Origin of the sequence: Vibrio sp. 10N.261.54.A5, from assembly GCF_041471145.1 — a bacterium.
Classification (GTDB): Bacteria; Pseudomonadota; Gammaproteobacteria; order Enterobacterales; family Vibrionaceae; genus Vibrio; species Vibrio crassostreae_C.
Genome location: NZ_JBFRNU010000017.1, coordinates 21,910 through 42,774 on the forward strand (window position 1 = coordinate 21,910; position 20,865 = coordinate 42,774).

The following is a 20,865-nucleotide window of genomic DNA, read 5'->3' on the forward strand; positions in this document are numbered from 1 at the left end:
CGAGCGCAATAGGCAACTTGAGGCGCGTAGAATCAAATTATTTTACATTCGAGGGGATCTGGCCGTTTGTTTTGAGATTTTAGGTCGCTTAACAATACTCACAATGGATTTATGTGCATTAGATGTATAACTGGGCTCTATTGATTCTTGGAATGGAGTACCATATAATGCGCTAAGTTATCAAAAATTGCTCAATAAATAGGTAGATGTAGTGAAGAATAATGGGTTCAAAATAGTGGCTATCTGCATGTTACGCCAAATGTTCGAGTAACTGGTGGCGTTCGTTATACCAACCTTGAAGGTGATATAGAGAATAGCCCAATACTTGAAAGTGGTATCAACATGGCCGCGAACGTTGGTGTTGCTTACGTTTTCTAGTTGCTTTGGTTTTTCTCTTTGTGTGCGAACATTAAAAAAAGGGTTACTCATGATGAGTAACCCTTTTTCTTGAAACTTTTTAAAAGTTATCGCTGATCTATTAACGAATTAAGCGCTAAAGATTTGAGATAGCTCTGTCGCACATAGGTGGTACTGACGAGGGCAGTTGCGCCATGTTGTTAGCATGCGACGGTACTTCTCTAGCATTGGCATCTGGCTATTGAAGTGGTGATCGGCTTTGTCGAATTGAGGGTAAAGACCTTCAGAATCAACAAGGAAACGCACGTAGTGTACGATCTGCGCTTCAGAAGCGATATCAAAACCTAAGAACTGCAGGCGACGTTGGTCTACTTCAGCACGCTCTTGTTCTGCAAGCATTTTGTTCGACTCTTGCATTGCATGGTACATCTCCATGATGTCGATAATTTCGCGACATTCTGCTTCAGTCAAACAACCAAACTCTTTGTTAAGTTCACGCATTTGGAGTTCGTAACCACGTTCTACAATCGTTTGTAGACGCTGGTATTTCGCCGAGTTCTCAGGGTTCATTTGAGACATTATGTAGTATTGATTTGATAGAATTAGACGCTGAGCATTGGTCATTTCCATGGGATGAGCCTCACTAAAAAACTAAATGTTATATTCTTTTGTTGCAGTAAGAGTAACAGCATTCCTACGCGTGGAAACATGATCTCAACACGGATTTAATATGATTTTTTTAATTGATAAACAAAAGTTGTAAAGAAAAGTGAAAGGATAGTTAGCGCTAGAAAAGAAAACGCCCCAATCGAAATTGAGGCGCTTGAAATCACTATGAACGTCAGTCTAGATTAGTATTTTACGTTTGAATGGTACTGGCTAAGAACAGCAACAATCTCGTCCATTTTCTCTTTGCTTGGCGGGTTTGTACCTTCAAGAGGGTAGTCAAAACCAAGTGCTTCCCACTTATGTGCACCAAGCTTATGGTATGGAAGCAGTTCTACTTTCTCGATGTTATCCATGTCTTTGATGAATTCGCCTAGCAGATGAGCATCTTCAGGTGTGTCCGTGTAGCCAGGGACAATCACATAACGAATCCACGTCTTCTTACCGATTTTGTGTAAGTAGCGTGCGAAATCCAGAGTACGTCTGTTTGATACACCAATGAAATCGTGGTGAATCTCATCTCGCATGTGCTTAAGATCCAACATAACTAGATCAGAGGCTTCTAGGACTTCATCAACCACTTCAGTGTGCTTACGAATGTAGCCATTAGTATCAAGACAAGTGTGGATGCCTTCAGCTTGAGCTGCGCGGAAAAAGTCACGAACAAACTCAGGTTGTAGCATCGCTTCACCACCAGAACAGGTGATACCACCGCCCGATGCTTTCATGAAATGACGGTATGATTTTGCTTCGTTGATGATCTCTTCGACCGTTACTTCCTTTCCGTCATGAAGATCCCATGTATCACGGTTATGACAGTACATACAACGCATTAAGCAGCCTTGAAGAAACACAATAAAGCGGATACCAGGGCCATCGACAGTACCACAAGATTCGAATGAGTGAATGCGACCAGTTGTAGACATGAGCTATTCTCGTAGAGGAATTTATACCGTTTATTTTATTACAAAAACGGTACATAAAATAGGGTCAAATGGTAACGAGACCTTTAAAAATAAAGGCAACCACCTGTGAAGATGATTGCCTTTATTAAACTTGAAAAGTAAAGGACGAAAGCCCTTACTGGTGGCTAGAAGAAAGCAAACATTGTGATACCGCCAGTGGTGTACACTGACTCTTTCGCTTCTTCGTAATCCGGTGTTTTTGCGGTTAGCGCGAAAGAGGCACCAACGTATTGGTTATACCAAGCCACACCAAGCACAGCAGTAGCCTGAATGTTCTCTAAAGTCACATCGTATTGTTCTGGATTCGGCCAATTATCTTCGATTTCAGAACGATCGCCTTCGATAGTCAGGTCGTTGAATCGGTAGCGACCTTCAAGGCCGGCATAGGTAAACCAACCAGCGTTTGATGCGCCGATCATGCCAGGTTTGAATGGGTTTTCTGTGGTGATGTTAGCTGCACCAAAGTTACCGCCTAAGTCCGTACCCCAACGGAACATAAAACCAGTCGAGATATCACTTCTAAAGTTACCGACGTTGATTTCAGAAACGTTAGAGATTTCGTAGTCAGTATTCGCAAGAGCTTGATTACGCATTAGGTTGAAATGGCTTAGGTAACCAACGCTTCCCGCCCATTCATCATCGACTTGGTATTCCCAACCCATCGGCTCATCCGACTTAGTGATTGAGTGAACCAGCTTTTGAGCATCTTCAGACAGTGCACGTTCGCCCGTAGTACCAAACGTGATATTAAAACGCTGGGCTTGCTGTGGGTTTAAGCTGATGTAATTGAATTCAGTGTGAAGGTAACCTGCGTATGGGCGATCATTAGGCGATGGCGTTTCTAACTCAATGTCAGAAGGCGTATACATCTTGTGGCCAATGGTGATTTCCCACTTGTCTAGAGAGCTTGCGCCCCAGTAGGAAAGACTCAATGGTTTTACCCAGTTATATGGCGTAATACTTGATGATGTGTAACCCAGAAATAAGCCGTTGGTATAGTCTTGGTCGACACCAAAAATACCATCATTATCTAAAGCAAAAGTTAACGTAGAACGCTCAGAGGCTAAAGATGAGAAAGAGAGAAGAATCAGGGGTAAACAACGCAGGTATTTCATGGAGCAGTTACTCTTAAATTATGAACCGCGATATTACCGTAATTTGACAGAATTTGTGGAAAAAAAGTGAATGGCAGGGTGCTTTTTTGCTCAACCTAACATTTCGCGGGATAGGTGAGTGTAGTGCGATTTATTTCAGATATAAAAAAGCCCCGCACATTGGCGAGGCTAATATTATTTACTGTCTATTGAGCGTGAGCTTATAGAGATTCAGTAAATGTACGTGCGATTACGTCAGCTTGTTGCTCTGCAGTTAGAGAGTTAAAGCGAACAGCGTAACCAGATACACGGATTGTTAGCTGAGGGTATTTCTCAGGGTGCTTAACTGCGTCTTCAAGAGTTTCGCGGTTAAGAACGTTAACGTTAAGGTGTTGACCACCTTCAATGCCAGCTTCGTGGTGGAAGTAACCATCCATTAGGCCTGCAAGGTTAGCACGTTGGCTGTCTTGTTCTTTACCTAGTGCGTTTGGCACGATAGAGAACGTGTAAGAGATACCATCTTGTGCGTCAGCAAACGGTAGTTTACCTACAGACGTTAGTGAAGCTACAGCGCCTTTCTCATCACGACCGTGCATTGGGTTTGCACCAGGAGCGAAAGGAGCGCCAGCACGACGACCGTCTGGAGTGTTACCTGTTTTCTTACCGTAAACCACGTTAGACGTGATAGTAAGAACTGACTGTGTAGGGATAGAGTTACGGTAAGTCTTAAGCTTACGGATCTTGTTCATGAACGTAGAAACTAGTTCACAAGCAATATCATCTACACGAGAGTCGTTATTACCGTATTTAGGGTAATCGCCTTCAATTTCGAAGTCAGTTGCGATGCCATCTTCGTCACGGATTGGTTTAACAGTCGCGAACTTGATTGCAGATAGTGAGTCAGCTGCAACAGATAGACCAGCGATACCACAAGCCATAGTACGACGAACGTCACGGTCATGAAGAGCCATTAGAGACGCTTCGTAGCTGTACTTGTCGTGCATGTAGTGAATGCTGTTTAGTGCAGTCACGTATTGCTTAGCTAACCAGTCCATGAATGTGTCTAGGCGACCCATTACGTCATCGTAGTTAAGAACTTCGTCAGTGATCTTGTCTGAAACAGGACCAACTTGCATCTTAAGTTTCTCGTCCACACCGCCGTTGATTGCGTAAAGCATTGTTTTCGCAAGGTTAGCACGAGCACCGAAGAACTGCATTTGCTTACCAACGATCATTGGAGATACACAACAAGCGATAGCGTAATCATCAGACTCTAGGTCAGGACGCATTAGGTCATCATTTTCGTACTGGATAGAAGAAGTATCGATAGATACCTTCGCACAGAAACGCTTGAAGCCGTCAGGTAGTTGCTCAGACCAAAGAACAGTGATGTTTGGCTCTGGAGAAGGACCCATAGTGTATAGAGAGTTTAGGAAACGGAAGTTCGAACGCGTTACTAGCGTACGACCGTCGATACCCATACCACCCATAGACTCTGTTGCCCAGATTGGGTCGCCAGAGAACAGCTCATCGTACTCAGGAGTACGTAGGAAACGAACCATACGCAGTTTCATTACGAAGTGGTCGATCATTTCTTGTGCTTGTTCTTCAGTGATCTTGCCAGCAGCGATATCACGCTCGATGTAGATGTCTAGGAAAGTCGAAGTACGACCTAGAGACATTGCAGCACCGTTTTGAGATTTAACAGCAGCTAGGTAGCCGAAGTAAGTCCACTGGATAGCTTCTTGAGCTGTTTGAGCTGGCTCAGAGATATCGAAACCGTATTTCTCAGCCATTTGCTTGATTTGACCTAGAGCACGATGTTGCTCAGAGATCTCTTCACGCAATTGCATTGTTGCAGAAAGATCTTCGCCGTTCTCGAAACGCTCTTGTAGAGAAGCGAATTGAGCCGCTTTGTCTTTCATTAGGAAATCAATACCGTAAAGTGCAACACGACGGTAGTCACCAATGATACGACCACGGCCGTAAGCATCAGGAAGACCAGTCAGAACACCAGACTTACGACATTTTAGGATATCAGGAGTGTAGATATCGAAAACGCCAGCATTGTGTGTTTTGCGGTATTCTGAGTAGATTTTTGAAACCATTGGGTCAAGAGTTTCACCGTATGCTTTACAAGAACCTTCAACCATACGCACACCACCGTTAGGGATGATTGCACGTTTTAGTGGCTTCTCAGTTTGTAGACCAACGATAGTCTCAAGATCTTTCTCAATGTAACCTGCATCGTGAGCAGTAATGGTAGAGATAACAGAAGTATCGAAATCTACAGGTGCTTTAGTTGCGTTTTCCTGTTTGATACCTTCCATTACCGAAGACCAAAGCTTGTTAGTTGCTTCAGTACCCTCAGAAACTAGGAAAGACTCGTCGCCTTCATACGGCGTGTAGTTCTTTTGAATGAAATCACGAACGTTTACTTCGCTTTGCCACTCACCTGCAGCAAAATCTTCCCAAGCTTTAGCAAATTGCTCTGCCATGACATACCTACCTTTTTAGTAGAAAAAATACGTACATTAACACTGTTGAGCCAGCGCCCCTCGTAAGGGTAGTACACTCTTATTAATAACAATATATATGAGCATATAAGCGTCATATGGTTATATATATTGTCACTACCTTTTATATGTTGTCTTTACTCTATGAATTCAAGACTACGCTAAAAAATTTCTGTAAACCTTAAACTAAATCAATAAATGCCAAAAAAAGTTGAAAAAATTTGAGTGGCAGGGGTTGCCACCCAAACTTTTTTTTAATCCTAATACTACTTTTGTGTAGTAAGGACCATTATAGCCAAGCTTTTAGGCCATATTGACTTTCTAGCATACCAACTGCAAGCATTGCTACCAGACAGATAACTAAAACGCCAACTGGGATAACAATCTTATCTACAAATGATAGACGCTTCGCACGCTCTTTATCACCAATTAGACCGTTATTATCTAGAAGCATAGTCAGTGCCCATGCTAATACTGGGTTAACAACCGCTGAACCGAAGATACAGATACCAGCTGCTTGAGAGTCTTTTGAATCTTTAACCATCTGCATACCCGCTTCAAGTAGAGGTAGAGATACACCTACAAGTAGCGCAACACGCATCACTGGTGGCCATACTGCTACGTCCATTGGGAAGCCAAGAATCGCAACAATAATACATAGAGAGCCAAGCAAGATTGCGCCGCCAGGAATTGGACGTTTCGCGATTGCTGCTGGGATCATGTAAGTACCCCAAGAAGATGTGATGTTACCACCACCTACTGCAGTACCGACCATTTGACGAACAGAACACATCGTCATTGTGTCATCTACGTCCATCAGAACTTTTTCAGAACGTTTAGGGTAGTTCAGCTCTTGGAAGATACGGTGACCTAGGAAGTCTGGTGACCACATTGCTACTGCAAGAATAGCGAACGGTAGCGAAGCGATGAAGTGCTCAACATTTGGCAAGCCAAGCATCCAACCTTCAGAAGTCGAACCCCACCAGTAAACTGGGTTTAGGTTTGGAATGCCCATTTCAGTTTCGAACACGATATCGAAACCAGCGCCTAATGCTAATGCAATAGCAAGGCCTGTAAACGCACAAACTGGAATAGCTAACCAACGCTTGTTCACTTTTGCTAAGAAAGCGTAGATAGCAATAGTAATAGCAAGAACGATAAGACCCACGTAACCCATGCTACCCGCTTCAACAGTAGAAGATTGAAGACCAACCGCCCATGCTTGAATTGAGTTGATTTGGCTCATGGTACCGGTTAAGCCTAAGAATATGAGCAAGCCACCTGCTGTACCTTCAGAAGTTAGGTTAACAAGTTTAGATCCGCCTTTTAGGAAACTTAGGATGAGACCGAACACACCGATCAGGATGGCCAATGCAAGAGGGTGAGCACCAGCGAGAGCGATGGTACCGATAAGAGGGATCATTGGGCCGTGGTTGCCGGCAAGGTTTGCTTTAGGGTTAAAGAAACCAGAAGCAAGGATACAAAACAGTAGTGCAGGAATAAGCATTTCTACACGAGCGACTTCAATTGCGAAGTCTTTACCTAGGTTTACGTGATCCCAAGCTTGAGTTAGGCCATCAGCCCACGACATCATTACTGCAGAGTACATCGCAATGATACCAATAGTACCAGCAAGTGCAGGAACAAGATCTTCAAGTTCAAAGCGGAAGTCACGACCTGGAAGGTTTAAACCGAAGCGGCGAGGCTTCATGATTTGAAGTTCGTGATCTAGATAATCTGAGCGGCTCTCAAATTCAGAAGCAGGACGGTGTAGCTCTTTATAGCTTTTCTCTTCTACTTCAGAGTTCGCATTATTGACAACGTCTGACATAGATTCCTCATATTTTTTGTTAGTAATTCTAAAATTGAATTCTATAAGTTCGCGTAATTGCGTAATTGCGTTATTTCTTAGTTATAACTCATTAACATTATGTTGCACGGTTTTGCTGTGCTTTATGCAGCTAAGTTAAAAGAAATGTTTGGCATTTTTAATGCCTTATTCTTTGCTGAGGAGTCTAACAAGCTTACCCTTTAGGGTGATTGATCTTGATCACTTTATGAGTATATGTGAAAGAAAGCTACAAAACGCAGCGATTCATTAACTTCCCATTGATGAATCGTGTAATTAGTTTTCACAAATTGACGTTTACCTATCTTCTTCGAGCCTTTGTCGTCATGGCTCGAGTTCAATACTCAATTCTTACTGAGTTATTTCACTATTACTTGCTTCCCAACTGTTCCGAGTGAAATGCTTACAATGTAATAACCTTAAAATAATTGTGCCTTACGGTGTGTATGTAGTGTTGAGCGTGCAGATTATATTTTGCAGATCTCGGCGTATCTAAGTTCACAAAACTTGTTTTTCTTGTGAGACATCAAGCTACGTGAATCTCATTTTGATTAACTTTATTTAAACAATGTAAGGGGTGTAATTGCAGCTTATTGATAGAACTCATTCATTAAATTGAGGCGAAAACGCTACCTTTTGCATAATAAGTCAGAGTGAATCGCTATTTATTCCAATTTATCAGGTTAATAATTTGTTGCATGTTGTTTCGTGTGGTGCTAGTTTGTATCGCATGAAAAGGTCGGAGTACCTTGCATTTTCACAAACTTGGGAGAGAAAGCGCATGAAAGATGTACCAGCGCTGGACATAAAGGATCTACACAAAACGTTTGGTCAAAATGAAGTTTTAAAGGGAATTTCACTTTCTGCGCATAAAGGCGATGTTGTATCGATTATCGGATCTTCAGGGTCGGGTAAAAGTACTTTCCTTAGATGTATCAACCTTTTAGAGACACCAACTGCAGGCGAGATTTGGGTTAATGGCGAATTAATTCAAATGAAAAACAACCGCCAAGGCGTATCTGTTCCTGCCAACGAAAAACAAGTACAGCGTATCCGTTCACGCTTAGCGATGGTTTTTCAAGGCTTCAATCTTTGGTCTCACCTGACCGTTCTCGAAAATGTTATCGAAGCACCCGTTCACGTATTAGGTGTACCTAAAGCTCAAGCGATTGAAAATGCAGAACTACTACTTAAAAAAGTAGGCTTGTATGAGCGCAAAGATTACTACCCAGGTCATTTATCCGGTGGACAACAACAACGAGCGGCAATTGCTCGAGCGTTAGCGGTTGATCCGGAAGTGATGCTGTTTGATGAGCCAACATCAGCACTTGACCCTGAGTTAGTAGGGGAAGTACTCGGTGTAATGCGAGATCTAGCAGAAGAAGGAAGAACCATGCTTGTGGTAACACATGAAATGGCTTTTGCTCGTGACGTATCAAACCATGTGATGTTCCTGCACCAAGGTCTAGTGGAAGAACAGGGCGATCCAGCTAAACTGTTTACGGAACCTGAATCTGAACGTTTACAACAATTTATCTCATCGATTTACTAATCAGAATTGAAACGCCGTTGCCAACGGTAAACAGCGACGGTGTGAACAATAAAACACAACAAGTAAGTTAATAAGCAACAACAAACACAATATTAAAACTAGCAAAACATAAAAACCTAAATCACAGGAGTAGGGATATGAAAAAGTGGTTATTAGTCGCGGCACTTGCTGCAACTGCTGCAACGGGCGTAGCTCAAGCAAAAGAATGGAAAACAGTACGCTTTGGTATTGAAGGTGCTTACCCTCCATTTAGCTGGACAGAAGCTGACGGGTCACTGAAAGGCTTCGATGTCGATATGGCTAACGCACTTTGTACTGAAATGCAGGTGCAGTGTAAGATCGTTGCACAAGACTGGGATGGTATCATTCCTTCTCTACTTGCTCGTAAATATGATGCGATCATCGCGGCAATGTCTATCACGGAAGAGCGTAAGAAAAAAATCGACTTCACTGGTAAATACGCACTTATCCCAAACAAGTTCATCGCTAAGAAAGGTGCAGGCCTTAACTTTGATGATCTAAGCGGTCAAAAGATTGCAGTTCAACGTGCAACAACTCACGATAAATACCTAACAGACAACTACGGCGATACAGTAGAGATCGTTCGTTACGGTTCATTCGACGAAGCTTACCTTGATCTAGCAAACGGTCGTGTTGCTGCTGTACTAGGTGATGCATCTGCTCTAGAAGAAGGCGTGCTGAACAAAGCTGGTGGTGAAGACTACGAGTTTGTTGGCCCCTCTCTAACGGATCCTAAGTGGTTCGGTGAAGGTTTTGGTATTGCTCTACGTAAGCAAGACAAAGATCTGACTAAGCAATTAGATGCGGCAATCCTTTCACTACGTGAAAAAGGCATCTACCAAGATATCGCGGCTAAATACTTCAACTACGACGTATACGGTCAGTAATCTTTAGCGTCAATTCTTAAGGGAGAGGTTCTCCTCTCCCTGTCTTACCAACTTTTTCGCAGTTCTGTTGGAATCCATTATGTTTGATTTACAAGGATATGAAGCGTCGATCCTGAAAGGGGCGGTGCTCACAATCGAAGTTGCCTTGCTGTCGCTAATTTTAGCTATGGTTCTTGGTATGCTAGGTGCCTTAGCAAAACTCGCGCCTTATCGCTGGGCTCGTGCTATTGCAACCCTCTACACAACCGTCATTCGAGGCATTCCAGATCTCGTACTGATGATGCTGATTTTCTTTGGTGGACAAATCCTTTTAAACAACAGTTTGTATTCCATCAACGAGTGGCTCAACGAGTGGTTTGCATCCAGTGATCCTAACCACGAATGGACCGCTTACTTACCTGATTATATTGATGTCAGCCCATTTGTTGCTGGTGTCTTAACCATAGGCTTTATTTTCGGTGCCTATATGGCAGAAACGTTCCGTGGTGCCATCATGGCTGTCGACAGCGGTGAAATGGAAGCGGCAAAAGCTTATGGTATGAGCCCTGTAAAGGCGTTTCACCGCATACTGCTACCGCAGATGATTCGTCACGCATTACCGGGTTTTGGGAATAACTGGCTGGTATTACTTAAAACCACTGCGCTGGTTTCGATTATTGGCCTAGAAGACATGGTACGTGTTAGTGCACTGGCGGCGGGTTCAACCAAAATGCCATTCACTTTCTACATGACTGTGGCGATTATCTTCTTATTCTTCACCAGTGTTTCAACGGGCTTACTTAAGCTGGTTGAACGTAAATTCAGTATCCACGCGAGGTAGTTATGGACTTTTCATTGATAATTGAAAGCCTGCCGATTTACCTTGGTGGTTTATGGACAACGGCTTGGATGGTTTGCGTTGCTTTGATCATTGGCTTATTCGTCGCCATACCACTAGCTATCGCTCGTAACAGTCCAAATATGCTGATTAATGCTCCGGCTTGGTCATTCATCTATTTCTTCCGTGGTACGCCATTACTGGTTCAGCTGTACCTGATTTACTACGGTATGGACCAATTCTTCCCAGTGAAAGACACATTATGGGAAAACGCGTGGTTCTGTGCTTTGGTGGCATTCATCCTTAACACGTCAGCTTATACTGCTGAGATCATTCGCGGTGCGATTAATGGCTTACCGAAAGGTGAAGTGGAAGCAGCAAAAGCTTACGGCATGAGCACACCTAAGACTTACCGTCGTATCATCTTACCAAGTGCTCTACGTCGTGCATTACCGGCTTACAGTAACGAAGTTATCTTCATGCTTCACGGCTCTGCGGTAGCTGGTATCGTAACCATTATGGATCTAACCGGTGCAGCTCGTTTGGTTAACTCTCGTTACTATGCCCCATTCGAGTCTTTCCTAACGGCAGGTCTGTTCTACATGGCACTAACGTTCATCATCATCGCGATTTTCAAATTCGCAGAGAAGCGTTTCCTTGCTTATCTAAGACCCCTTAGCTAATTGCACGGTATTCACACAGTTAACAAAACGGCGCTCATTGAGCGCCGTTCTTATTTAGGGTTTGTATAGGAATTAGTTGAGTAGCTCTTTGAAGCAAAAAGGACTTATTACACAAGCAATAAGTCCTTTAACTTTGTTTCTGATTTACTAGTTCAAAAAGCAATTAAACTTCATTAACGCCAATGAAATCACCATCAAAGGATGCATCAGTGTAGATGATGACTTCTTTGCCTCCTTTGGTGAAGCTATAAGCGGTAATCGTTTCAGTTCCATCGAGTCCAAGTTTATCTTGCATATCTTGGTCTAGCGTCACTGATGTTGCGGTTTGGTATTGGAATCCTTGAAGATGACTTGCGTCGATATCTTCAATTCCTAAAGCAAAGAATTCAGCAACTTGGTCGTCGTTCTTTGCTCTATTACCATCAAGGTCATGGTTTTGATTGAAGGTTTTACCTAGAGAAATAGTCAGTTTGTCATTAGCTGAGTCTCCCCCTATGACTGCTTCAAACCCATTGATGTTTGACCCCTTCGACATGTCGATATCGACACCACCAGGGTCATTGGCGACCAGTACATCGAACCCTTTACCACCATGAATTAGAGTATCCTCTGCATCAAAGGCTACTGTATCGTTGCCTTTACCAGCACGGATTTCGTCTGCACCACCACCACCAATGATGATGTCATCGCCTTTACCGCCTTTGATATGGTCGATTCCGTCTCCGCCATCAAGCCAATCATCGCCTTTACCACCAAACAATTGCTCTGGTTGGTCGTCGATTTCAACGGTGGTTACCACATCATCGAAGTCACCATCACCGCCAGGGTTGTCATTCCAGAACTGATTTCCGAGTTCTGTACCCGGATTGAAGTTGTTAATGCCGCTAACATCTAAGGTAAGGTTGCCGTTACTACCGACTAAATCTTGTACGCCCAGCAAGAAGGGGTGGTCACTATTGTTAGAGCTGGTCGCTTGTTGAGTGTTTAAGTCAATTGTGATACTTTCGCCTGAGACGAAACCGTCATTCCCGCCATCTGGGATAATGAAGAACCCGAGCGTATCAACGCAATCATCACAGTGCCCCAAATCGAGACTAAAGCTGTTGCCAGCTTCAGAGTTTGGAAGGTGATCTTTCACATTCCCCCAAATGACTTCAGCGTTTACATTGCCTTCACTGTCTTTTGTGAAGTAACCAAACGAATTTTCGAAGCCCGCTTCGGTGCCTTCCATAGTGACGTCAATAGTCCCTCTGAAGCTACTTACATCGTAGTAACCCGTCTCAGGATCGAGTTCAGGTATGCCACCTTTGGCGTTGTCACCACCAAGAATGACATCGTCCCCACGACCACCGCGCAATATATCGGTTCCGTCACCCGTTAGGCCATCGGTGGTAACAGAAGTGACGTAGTAGTCACTTGAATCGGCATTAGCGTCTCCGTTTTTGTCAAATGCAGGACCAACGGCAGTAAACTGAAGTTCATCAAAGGCTTTAAAGCCAGTCTCATCAGGACCGATGTTTAGATAACCGCTGTTGTTATTGCCATCCGCTAAATCGCTCGCAATGAAATCGCCCTCAGCGACCAGAATACCTTCTCGATATGCTGCCCAATGGCCAGCCTCATCTACGCCATTGTCGCCTTCATTTAAGTAGAGGTTGGATATACCGACTTTAGCAATCATTGTATGTTCGTCTAAGCTGACAGAAAACATCTCTGATGCACCTTCACCAGAACCGCCGTCGTAGCTGAAGCCAATTTGAGCAAGCACGCCAGCCTCTGCTGCGCCATCTACCCCATAACCTGTACCGCCAGAACTTGCATTACCTGTATCAACGGTACCGACAGATCCATCAGCGTTGTAGGCGGTTGAATTTGCTGATAGGTCGACGGATGTCGTTGGCTCCGCTAATTCAAACTCGCCGGTTCCTTCGTTAAACGACAGCGCTTCAAAGTTATCGCCGATAATTACGTCATTCCCTTTACCGCCTCGAATCAAGTCGTTCCCAGCGGCGCCTTCATTTGCAGCGTCTGGCCCGTTATCACCAATGAGCACATCGTTATGCAGTACCTGCTTCAATGACACATTATCAATCAGAGCCCCAAAGGTGTCTTCTGCGCCGTCGGCAATAAAATTGAGTGAGTAATTTCCTGAAGAGAGATCGACATCTTCGCTAAACAGATCCCAATCATCATCGACGCCGTCAATGTCTTGGAAAGACTTCTCGAATACAACGTCGGTGCCCGCCATTATTTGGACTGTGAAAGGAGCGGTGGTGCTATCGCCTCCTTTATTACGGAAAGCGTAGGAAAAATCGAGTTGATATATACCGTCGTCATCGACCGTAAATGTTTGGGAGACGGTTGAATTTGAATTCGCGCCATGCGAGTCTAATTCTAGGAAGTGACCACTGGCGATATCAGTCCCGTAACCATCAGCTGGGACACCGCCATGCAGTTGTTCTTGAATCTCGATACTGCCAACCTCGGCGTTCCATGCACCGGCGCTTGGCGCTGTTCCCCATGTATTGCCAAGGTCAAAAGCTTCAAAATCACCATCGCTGATTAGGTTTTCGCCAAATTCTGCACCAGCGCCTCTGTCACCATAAATAATGTCATTGTTCGCACCGCCTTCAACATAATCATCACCGGCACCTGCAACCACAATGTCGTCAACACACTCTTCTCCTAGCGCTTCTAAATCTTTATCGCGTGCCGCGCTTAAATCGCGGTTAACGCCGGCTTCATCACCAGCATTGAGCGAATGATTCCAAGCTTCAACCACATCGTTTCCGGCACCTGCTTTAATTGTGTCCGATCCACGTCCAGCAGCGATAAAGTCATCGCCGCTGCCGGCATGCACAATGTCGTCGCCTTTACCGGCTCGTACTTCGAGGTTATCGCCGCTGAGGTTAGAAAGGTCATTGTTGACATCTCTAGATTCTGGGGTGGGGAGGTTAGGACCATCTACTAGTATATTGGTATCATTGCTACCATTACTTTTCAGTCCTGCTGCTGTATTGGTTACTTCTGCCATCGTTTTTTCCTCACATATCATTCGATACATAGAGGCAGCCCAGCCATCTCGGCTTCATCCCTGAGATCTGGAGCTTTCCGTCCTCACCTCACGATGAGTTTGGCTTTATCTTCTTTGTGCGCTTGGTTAAATTTCTCTCATTGCCTTATAGGCGCTCACAGAGAGTGGGTTGAGTAGATACTCGAGCGGTGTTTGTTGCTCAAGTAATATCATCACTTCTGCGGGCATGCCCGGATACAATGAGATGTTTTCTAATGCTTCTAGCTCAGACTTATCTAACGATACTCTCGCTAAGTAAGCAGAAGATCCTGTAGCTTGATCGCTAATGCGGTCAGCTGAAATATGGACTAATTTTCCACGAATCGGTGGTGTTTTACGGAAACTGTATGCAGTCAGTCTTACTTGGGTATCCAAGCCAATTCGTAAGGCTTCGATGTCTTCTGGCTTCACTAACGCTTCTACAATCAACTCGTCATTTTGCGGAACCAATTCCATCAAGGTTTCACCGGGTGGAACGATGGCATTTTCGGAGACCACATTAAGTCCAACCACCACACCACTTTGAGGTGCTCTTATTTCAACCCGGGTAAGAATATCTTGAGCATTGACCATAGCCTCTCTGGTTTCATTCAGCTTTCTTTCTAAATCTTGTATCTCTTCGCCGAGCGTTTTGGCGTAAGTATAATCGGCGTTAATCAGCTCTAATTTCGCTTCGGCGATGGTGCGTTTGGCGTGGCCAATCCTAGCTTTGAGGTCAGCAACGTTACCTTGTAATTGAGAGCGTTCTCGCTGTAAATCCAATAACCGAGATTTGGATGTGTTACCGGAAACAAGCAAATCTTGGTGCATTTGTACCTGTTCTTCTAAATACTTCAGGCTTCGGTTTCCGGCTAAGAATCGTTGTTGGAAGCCTTGCAGATCAAGTTTTGATTGCTCGACTTTTTGCTGTAACACATCGGATTCACCTGATTTTAACGATTGTCTTTTGCTGAAAAGCTTACTCTGCGTATCAAGTAAGCTTGATACGTTTGGGTCGCTCATGAGGGAGAGTAATCTCATATCAAATTTAATTTCTTGATGGCTCGCTAACTCTGATTGTAAGCGGTTCAGCCGCGCTAAATCACTTTGCCACTGAGCTCTTAGCCTTAGAAGCGATGCTTGAGCTTGTGTGTGACTTAACGTGATGAGCAGTTCGCCTTTTTGAACATGATCGCCGTCAGAAACATGGACGATTTCTACAATCCCGCCCTCTAAATGTTGAATGGGTTTTCGCTTTGATTCTACGATAATCACGCCAGGCGCGATGGCAGCAGAAGAAAGCGGGGCTAGGTATGCCCAAGCGGCAAAGCCTCCTAGAGTAGTCACAAGAACTAACCAGATGAACACCTGTATTTTGAATGTAGAAAAGATCAGTTTTCTACCATCGTCGAAGTGAATACCTTTGTCGTCATGATGAATACTAGCCATTCGACACCTCCGGAGAAGCGACATTGAAGAGCGACCGAACCACTTTACTCGCTTCGCCTGCTTGCGTTATCTGGCCGTTTTTCAATTCAACAACCCAATCGACATGTCTGAGTAAGCTTGGGTTATGCGTTACCATCACGACAGAAATGGATTTCTCTTTCGCCAATTGTAATAGCGAAACAAGAAACTCTTCGCCTTCTTTGTCGAGATGGGAATCAGGCTCATCAAGCACGAGTAGCTTAGGTGAGAAAACCAATGCTCTTGCGATGGCAAGTTTCTGGGCTTGTCCACCAGATAACTGATGACCAAAAGAACCGATAATCGTTTCATATCCATTCGGTAAGGCGACAACAGCATCATGCACACCGGCTTGAATAGCGGATCTGACGATTTGGCTATCCGTAACGTTGGAATCAAATCGGGCGATATTTTGTTTGACAGTGCCATGTAAAAAGTCGATGTGCTGAGGAACATAACCGACGGTGTGTTTGAACTGATTCAGATTCCACAACTCAACATTGAGTCCATCGATAGAAATGCCACCTTTTGAGGGCGATATGCCGTTAGTGATCATTTTGCAGATGGAAGACTTACCTGACCCGCTAGGGCCTATCAATGCGACTCGATTTCCTGATTCCAGTCTTAGCTTCAAACCATTAAGAGTCGGCTTGTTAAGTTTTTCAGACGCGAACCATGTGACGTTGTCGATGACCAGATCACCTTTAATTGTTTCCAACTCGGTTCGCTCGGTATGTTTAGTATGAGAAGCAAATTCCTTAGCTAAGCGTTTGTTTGCATCCAAACCAGTTTTCCATGCTTGAATACCACTAGAGAGCATCTCAATTGGCTGGAGTGCTCTCGCCATTAGGATTGAACCCGCAATCATTCCACCAGCAGACATGGCATTTTGAATGACTAGACTTGCTCCGACAGCCATGATGATGAGTTGAAGGACCATACGTATGTAACGAGAAAATGCACTCAGTGAACAGGTGGCTTGATCTAAATGGCTTCGAGACCAGCTCTTCTCCGCCAATATTTCTTGGTAGGTCTGACTTAAACCTTGTTGTTGATGTTGGCTAAAGATCGTGGCGTGTTTTTGAAAGCACTCGTCGTTTTTTCTTTGTGTTGCGAGCTGGCTTAAGTAAGTGGTTTTAAAGTGCTTAGATTTAACCCAATGAGAAAGCAATGTTGTCATGAGAATAAAAACAACGGCACCCACACCGACTAATCCTATATATGGATGAATCGCAAACATAATAATAAGAAAAAGGGGAGTGAATGGCAGATCAAACATGACAAAGTAGGCTGGAGAAGAGAGTAGGCTCTTTACCTCACTTATATCGTTGAACAGATGTTTTTCTTTTGATTTCGATGAGAAGGAGGTTTGTTCAAATAGCTGCTGAGACGCGATAAATTCAAATTTGATCGCTTTCTTTTGTGCATACTTGGCTCTAGACGCGTCAAGGAACGCTTGGGCTGTAAGTAGGAACACAGCAATGAAAGCCAAGAATAGAAGCGTATCTAAACTTTGACTTGAGAGGACTCGATCAAACACTTGAAGGCTGAATAAGGGAACGACTAACATCAATACGCTGATCGCTCCGCTGACCACCATCATCGGAAGTAAACTACGCAGATTAATTGGATTTATACCGGCCCAAGGCTTTGCGTCCATACAAAACTCTCTCCATTGGTTGTCCAAATAGTATAGATGGGCAGTGGCGAGAATGTGAACTATCTCAAGCTTTTTGAGTGGATTTGAGCTAAGTAAAAAAAATGCACAAGCTAAACAAAAGCTTGTGCATTTTTGATTTGAAATTTAATTTGGATTTTATTTAAACGTCGACCAAATCGGAGCGTGATCTGACGGTTTTTCAATGCCGCGTAGCTCGTAATCGATGCCAGCTTCAGTACACTTATCGGCAAGCTTTTGAGTCGCTAGGACTACATCAATACGCAGGCCGCGGTTGTCTACGAAGCCTTTTGAGCGGTAATCAAACCACGAGTATTGATCATTCACTTCAGGGTGCAGCAAGCGGAAGCTGTCTACAAAGCCCCAATCCATCAATGTTTTCAACCATTCGCGCTCTTCTGGTTGGAAAGAACATTTACCAGTTTTTAACCAACGTTTCGCATTAGGTTCACCAATGCCGATGTCTGCGTCGATAGGGCTGATATTAATGTCGCCCATCACAATCACTTGCTCATCTTTGTTGTGATAATCGTTTAAGTAAGTCATTAAGTCTTTATAGAACTGGCGTTTGTACGGGTATTTTGTTTCATGCTTGATGTTATCCCCTTGAGGGAAGTAGCCATTTAGCACGGTAACCTTTTCACCATCTTCATCTTCAAACGTCGCCATGATCATGCGTTTTTGATGGTCTTCATTATCTGTTGGGAAACCCTTCTGCACAGAAATAGGCTCTTGCTTACACAACATTGCCACACCGTAGTGGGCTTTTTGACCGTGGAAGTAAACCTTATAGCCCATTGCTTCAACATCAGCAATTGGGAAGGCTTCATCGTGCACTTTTATCTCTTGCAGACCAATCACGTCGGGTTGGTGTTTGTCGATAATAGCTTGCAGTTGGTGAAGGCGGGCTCTAAGACCGTTGATGTTGAAGCTAATTACTTTCATTTGTTTTTATACCTCTCGTAAACCTTTGTCACTGCTTGTTTTTAAAGGTTTTTGATTTGGTGGATTTCATGGTTCATCGTATTTAACCATGCTTAATAATTTCTGTCGCCACTTTGTAGAGACAAAATAGCGACATTAAATGATGTGAATACTTACAGTTACGTAGAATCTATTGAGTCTTAAGTAAATCCAAAAAGAACGCGTATTCAAGTGCGTCTTCTTTTAATCGTTTAAATCGGCCAGAAGCGCCACCGTGACCGGCTTCCATATCGGTTTTGAACAGCAATACGTTGTTGTCTGTTTTCATTTCACGCAGCTTCGCAACCCATTTCATTGGCTCAAAGTACTGCACCTGTGAGTCATGCAGGCCTGTCGTTACCAACATGTTCGGGTAGTTTTGTACCTTAATGTTGTCGTACGGTGAGTACCCCAGCATGTAATCGTAGTAGGCTTTATCGTTCGGGTTACCCCATTCGTCATACTCATTGGTGGTTAGAGGGATCGATTCATCGAGCATGGTTGTCACAATGTCTACAAACGGAACATGTGCACCAATACCACGGTACAGTTCTGGTGCTTGGTTGATGATTGCTCCCATCAATAGACCGCCAGCAGACCCCCCAACGGCGAACACTTTATCTTTCGCGCCGTAGCCTTCTTCAACAAGCTCTTTGGTTACATCAATAAAGTCGTTGAACGTGTTTTGTTTGGTCAGTTTTTTGCCATCTTCATACCAAGGGCGACCAAGCATTTCTGAACCGCGGACATGTGCGATGGCATAAACAAAACCTCTATCCAGTAGGCTTAGGCGAGTTGAGCTGAAGGTAGGTTCAATCGTAGAGCCGTAAGACCCATAGCCGTATTGGTAGATTGGGTTAGTGCCGTCTTTCTTAAATAAGTCTTTACGATAAACCAAAGAGACAGGAACTTGCTTACCATCGCGAGCCGTAATCATGATTCGCTCTGATTGGTAGTTATCCGCTTCGAAATCACCTAATACGGGTGTTTTCTTCATGAGCTCGGATTCACCTGTACTTAGGTCGAAATCATAGTAAGTACCTGGCGTGGTTAAGCTGCTGTAATAGATACGAACTTTTGCGTTATCTAATTCATAGTTACTCGTTAGGTAAGCGGCAAATGCGGTGTCGTTAAATTCAAGTGGAAACTCGTGGCCTGTTGAGAGTTGGCGAACTTTCACTGTAGACAAGCCATCCGCGCGTTGCTCGTAGACAAGATGGTCATCAAACAACTCGAAATCTACAAGCTGAGTATTATCGTCTGCTGGGATGACATCGACCCATTTTGAGCGATCATGCATCTCTTCGGTTGTGACTTTCATTAAACGGAAGTTGACCGCTTGGTAGTTGGTGTAGATGTAATACCAATCACCTAGCTTAGCGATGCTGTACTCTATGCCGGTCTCTTTTGGGTAGAAAGCCTCAGCTGTAGCCTTTGGGTTGTTGGCATCGATGACTGAGACACCGCTGGTTTCTGTGCTCGAATGCCAAATGTAGACCTGTTCTCCATCTTTGCTTTTACTCAAAGAGGTGTAGTAAGCGCTATCGGCTTCTTCGTAGATTAACTGATCGCTTGCTTGAGCGCTGCCTAAAACGTGGCGGTAAACTTGATAACCCAGCAATGTTTGTGGATCTTTTTTGATGTAGTAGAAGGCTTGGTTGTCGTTTTGCCACGCGATTGCACTTGAAGCGCCTTCAATTTCATCTTTTAGGTATTCACCTGTTGTGAGGTCTTTGATCTTGATGGTGTAAATTCGTCGGCTCAGCGTATCTTCGCCATAGGCCAACAAGTTTTCGTCTGGGCTGATCGTTAAGCCACCAATAGTGAAGAATTCATGCTCTTTTGCTAGCTCGTTAACATCTAAGATGACTTGCTTGTCTGTGCCTAAAAAGTTTTTTTCACGCAGGTGAACTGGGTATTCGTTGTCGCCTGTGACCTTATTCGAGTAGTAGTAACTGCCTTTGCGAACCGGTACCGAATTGTCGTCTTTTGCGATTCGGCCTTTGATCTCTTGAAATAATTGTTTTTGTGCTGCTTCTGTATGTTTTAACACTGTATCTGCGTACTGATTCTCTTGCTCAAGCTGTTGCAAAATCTCTGGATCTTGGCGTGCATCATCGCGCATCCAGTAGTAATCATCGATTCGGGTTTCACCATGAATCGTCATTGCGTGAGGGACTTTCTTAGCAACGGGTGCTTGGGTTTGTTGAGCGACGAGTTGTGATTGAGAGTAGTGGTTCATGGTTGAGATTCCTTGATTGCTGCATCCGGCGAAAAGCGCTATTGATACGGCTAATG

At 44.0% G+C, this 20,865-nt stretch carries 14 protein-coding genes, 1 pseudogene and 1 riboswitch; of the genes and pseudogenes, 5 read left to right on the top strand and 10 right to left on the bottom strand.

Annotated features, from left to right (window positions below):
* Positions 1–237 precede the first annotated feature (237 nt).
* Positions 238–378 (top strand): annotated as a pseudogene (locus AB4329_RS04445) (MipA/OmpV family protein); the annotation flags it as partial.
* Between the two features lie 108 nt (positions 379–486).
* Here AB4329_RS04445 and AB4329_RS04450 read toward each other — a convergent pair.
* The 5 genes from AB4329_RS04450 to AB4329_RS04470 form a co-directional block, all read right to left on the bottom strand.
* Positions 487–987, bottom strand: a complete 501-nt coding sequence (locus AB4329_RS04450) for a YfbU family protein (RefSeq protein WP_372137714.1) — start codon at positions 985–987, stop codon at positions 487–489.
* Between the two features lie 221 nt (positions 988–1,208).
* Positions 1,209–1,949 (bottom strand): pyruvate formate lyase 1-activating protein, encoded by a 741-nt coding sequence (gene pflA, locus AB4329_RS04455; RefSeq protein WP_010437353.1) that lies wholly within the window; start codon positions 1,947–1,949, stop codon positions 1,209–1,211.
* A 164-nt stretch (positions 1,950–2,113) separates the two neighbouring features.
* A complete protein-coding gene (locus AB4329_RS04460; protein WP_102332498.1) occupies positions 2,114–3,103 on the bottom strand; it encodes a lipid A deacylase LpxR family protein in 990 nt (329 codons plus the stop codon).
* A gap of 200 nt (positions 3,104–3,303) precedes the next feature.
* A complete protein-coding gene (gene pflB, locus AB4329_RS04465; RefSeq protein WP_102427865.1) occupies positions 3,304–5,580 on the bottom strand; it encodes a formate C-acetyltransferase in 2,277 nt (758 codons plus the stop codon).
* A 307-nt stretch (positions 5,581–5,887) separates the two neighbouring features.
* Positions 5,888–7,429, bottom strand: coding sequence for a DUF3360 family protein (locus tag AB4329_RS04470; protein ID WP_016767646.1), 1,542 nt, complete (start codon positions 7,427–7,429; stop codon positions 5,888–5,890).
* A gap of 799 nt (positions 7,430–8,228) precedes the next feature.
* Between AB4329_RS04470 and AB4329_RS04475 the strand changes: the two genes are divergently transcribed.
* The 4 genes from AB4329_RS04475 to AB4329_RS04490 all read left to right on the top strand — a co-directional run bounded on the left by AB4329_RS04475 (position 8,229) and on the right by AB4329_RS04490 (position 11,407).
* Positions 8,229–8,999 (top strand): ABC transporter ATP-binding protein, encoded by a 771-nt coding sequence (locus tag AB4329_RS04475; protein ID WP_004736532.1) that lies wholly within the window; start codon positions 8,229–8,231, stop codon positions 8,997–8,999.
* Positions 9,000–9,136: 137 nt separating this feature from the next.
* Positions 9,137–9,907, top strand: coding sequence for an ABC transporter substrate-binding protein (locus AB4329_RS04480; protein ID WP_010437364.1), 771 nt, complete (start codon positions 9,137–9,139; stop codon positions 9,905–9,907).
* Positions 9,908–9,986: 79 nt separating this feature from the next.
* Positions 9,987–10,727: an ABC transporter permease gene (locus AB4329_RS04485; RefSeq protein ID WP_017062124.1), complete on the top strand. Its 741-nt coding sequence runs from the start codon at positions 9,987–9,989 to the stop codon at positions 10,725–10,727.
* 2 nt (positions 10,728–10,729) lie between these two features.
* Entirely contained in the window at positions 10,730–11,407 is a 678-nt protein-coding gene (locus AB4329_RS04490) for an ABC transporter permease (RefSeq protein WP_017062123.1), read from the top strand.
* A gap of 163 nt (positions 11,408–11,570) precedes the next feature.
* Here AB4329_RS04490 and AB4329_RS04495 read toward each other — a convergent pair whose 3' ends face one another.
* The 5 genes from AB4329_RS04495 to AB4329_RS04515 form a co-directional block, all read right to left on the bottom strand.
* Positions 11,571–14,441, bottom strand: a complete 2,871-nt coding sequence (locus AB4329_RS04495; RefSeq protein WP_372137715.1) for a hypothetical protein — start codon at positions 14,439–14,441, stop codon at positions 11,571–11,573.
* 30 nt (positions 14,442–14,471) lie between these two features.
* A riboswitch (cyclic di-GMP riboswitch) is annotated at positions 14,472–14,555 on the bottom strand.
* A gap of 12 nt (positions 14,556–14,567) precedes the next feature.
* On the bottom strand, positions 14,568–15,908 hold the full coding sequence (locus AB4329_RS04500) for an HlyD family type I secretion periplasmic adaptor subunit (RefSeq protein WP_372137717.1): 1,341 nt from the start codon (positions 15,906–15,908) through the stop codon (positions 14,568–14,570).
* Entirely contained in the window at positions 15,901–17,586 is a 1,686-nt protein-coding gene (locus tag AB4329_RS04505) for a type I secretion system permease/ATPase (protein WP_372137719.1), read from the bottom strand. The genes AB4329_RS04500 and AB4329_RS04505 overlap by 8 nt, the downstream gene beginning before the upstream one ends.
* 156 nt (positions 17,587–17,742) lie before the next feature.
* Positions 17,743–18,549: an exodeoxyribonuclease III gene (gene xthA / locus AB4329_RS04510; protein ID WP_017070028.1), complete on the bottom strand. Its 807-nt coding sequence runs from the start codon at positions 18,547–18,549 to the stop codon at positions 17,743–17,745.
* A gap of 169 nt (positions 18,550–18,718) precedes the next feature.
* The gene (locus AB4329_RS04515; RefSeq protein WP_372137757.1) at positions 18,719–20,809 is read right to left on the bottom strand and encodes a S9 family peptidase; all 2,091 of its coding nucleotides are present in this window, start codon (positions 20,807–20,809) and stop codon (positions 18,719–18,721) included.
* Between the last annotated feature and the right edge of the window lie 56 nt (positions 20,810–20,865).

Bases quoted from the DNA above. Each gene is read 5' to 3' on its own strand.
- AB4329_RS04505 (WP_372137719.1), bottom strand. From the start codon at position 17,586: ATGGACGCAAAGCCTTGGGCCGGTATAAATCCAATTAATCTGCGTAGT.
- AB4329_RS04495 (WP_372137715.1), bottom strand. From the start codon at position 14,441: ATGGCAGAAGTAACCAATACAGCAGCAGGACTGAAAAGTAATGGTAGC.
- AB4329_RS04515 (WP_372137757.1), bottom strand. From the start codon at position 20,809: ATGAACCACTACTCTCAATCACAACTCGTCGCTCAACAAACCCAAGCA.
- AB4329_RS04470 (WP_016767646.1), bottom strand. From the start codon at position 7,429: ATGTCAGACGTTGTCAATAATGCGAACTCTGAAGTAGAAGAGAAAAGC.
- pflB (WP_102427865.1), bottom strand. From the start codon at position 5,580: ATGGCAGAGCAATTTGCTAAAGCTTGGGAAGATTTTGCTGCAGGTGAG.
- AB4329_RS04450 (WP_372137714.1), bottom strand. From the start codon at position 987: ATGGAAATGACCAATGCTCAGCGTCTAATTCTATCAAATCAATACTAC.
- AB4329_RS04500 (WP_372137717.1), bottom strand. From the start codon at position 15,908: ATGGCTAGTATTCATCATGACGACAAAGGTATTCACTTCGACGATGGT.
- AB4329_RS04475 (WP_004736532.1), top strand. From the start codon at position 8,229: ATGAAAGATGTACCAGCGCTGGACATAAAGGATCTACACAAAACGTTT.
- AB4329_RS04460 (WP_102332498.1), bottom strand. From the start codon at position 3,103: ATGAAATACCTGCGTTGTTTACCCCTGATTCTTCTCTCTTTCTCATCT.
- pflA (WP_010437353.1), bottom strand. From the start codon at position 1,949: ATGTCTACAACTGGTCGCATTCACTCATTCGAATCTTGTGGTACTGTC.
- AB4329_RS04485 (WP_017062124.1), top strand. From the start codon at position 9,987: ATGTTTGATTTACAAGGATATGAAGCGTCGATCCTGAAAGGGGCGGTG.
- xthA (WP_017070028.1), bottom strand. From the start codon at position 18,549: ATGAAAGTAATTAGCTTCAACATCAACGGTCTTAGAGCCCGCCTTCAC.
- AB4329_RS04490 (WP_017062123.1), top strand. From the start codon at position 10,730: ATGGACTTTTCATTGATAATTGAAAGCCTGCCGATTTACCTTGGTGGT.
- AB4329_RS04480 (WP_010437364.1), top strand. From the start codon at position 9,137: ATGAAAAAGTGGTTATTAGTCGCGGCACTTGCTGCAACTGCTGCAACG.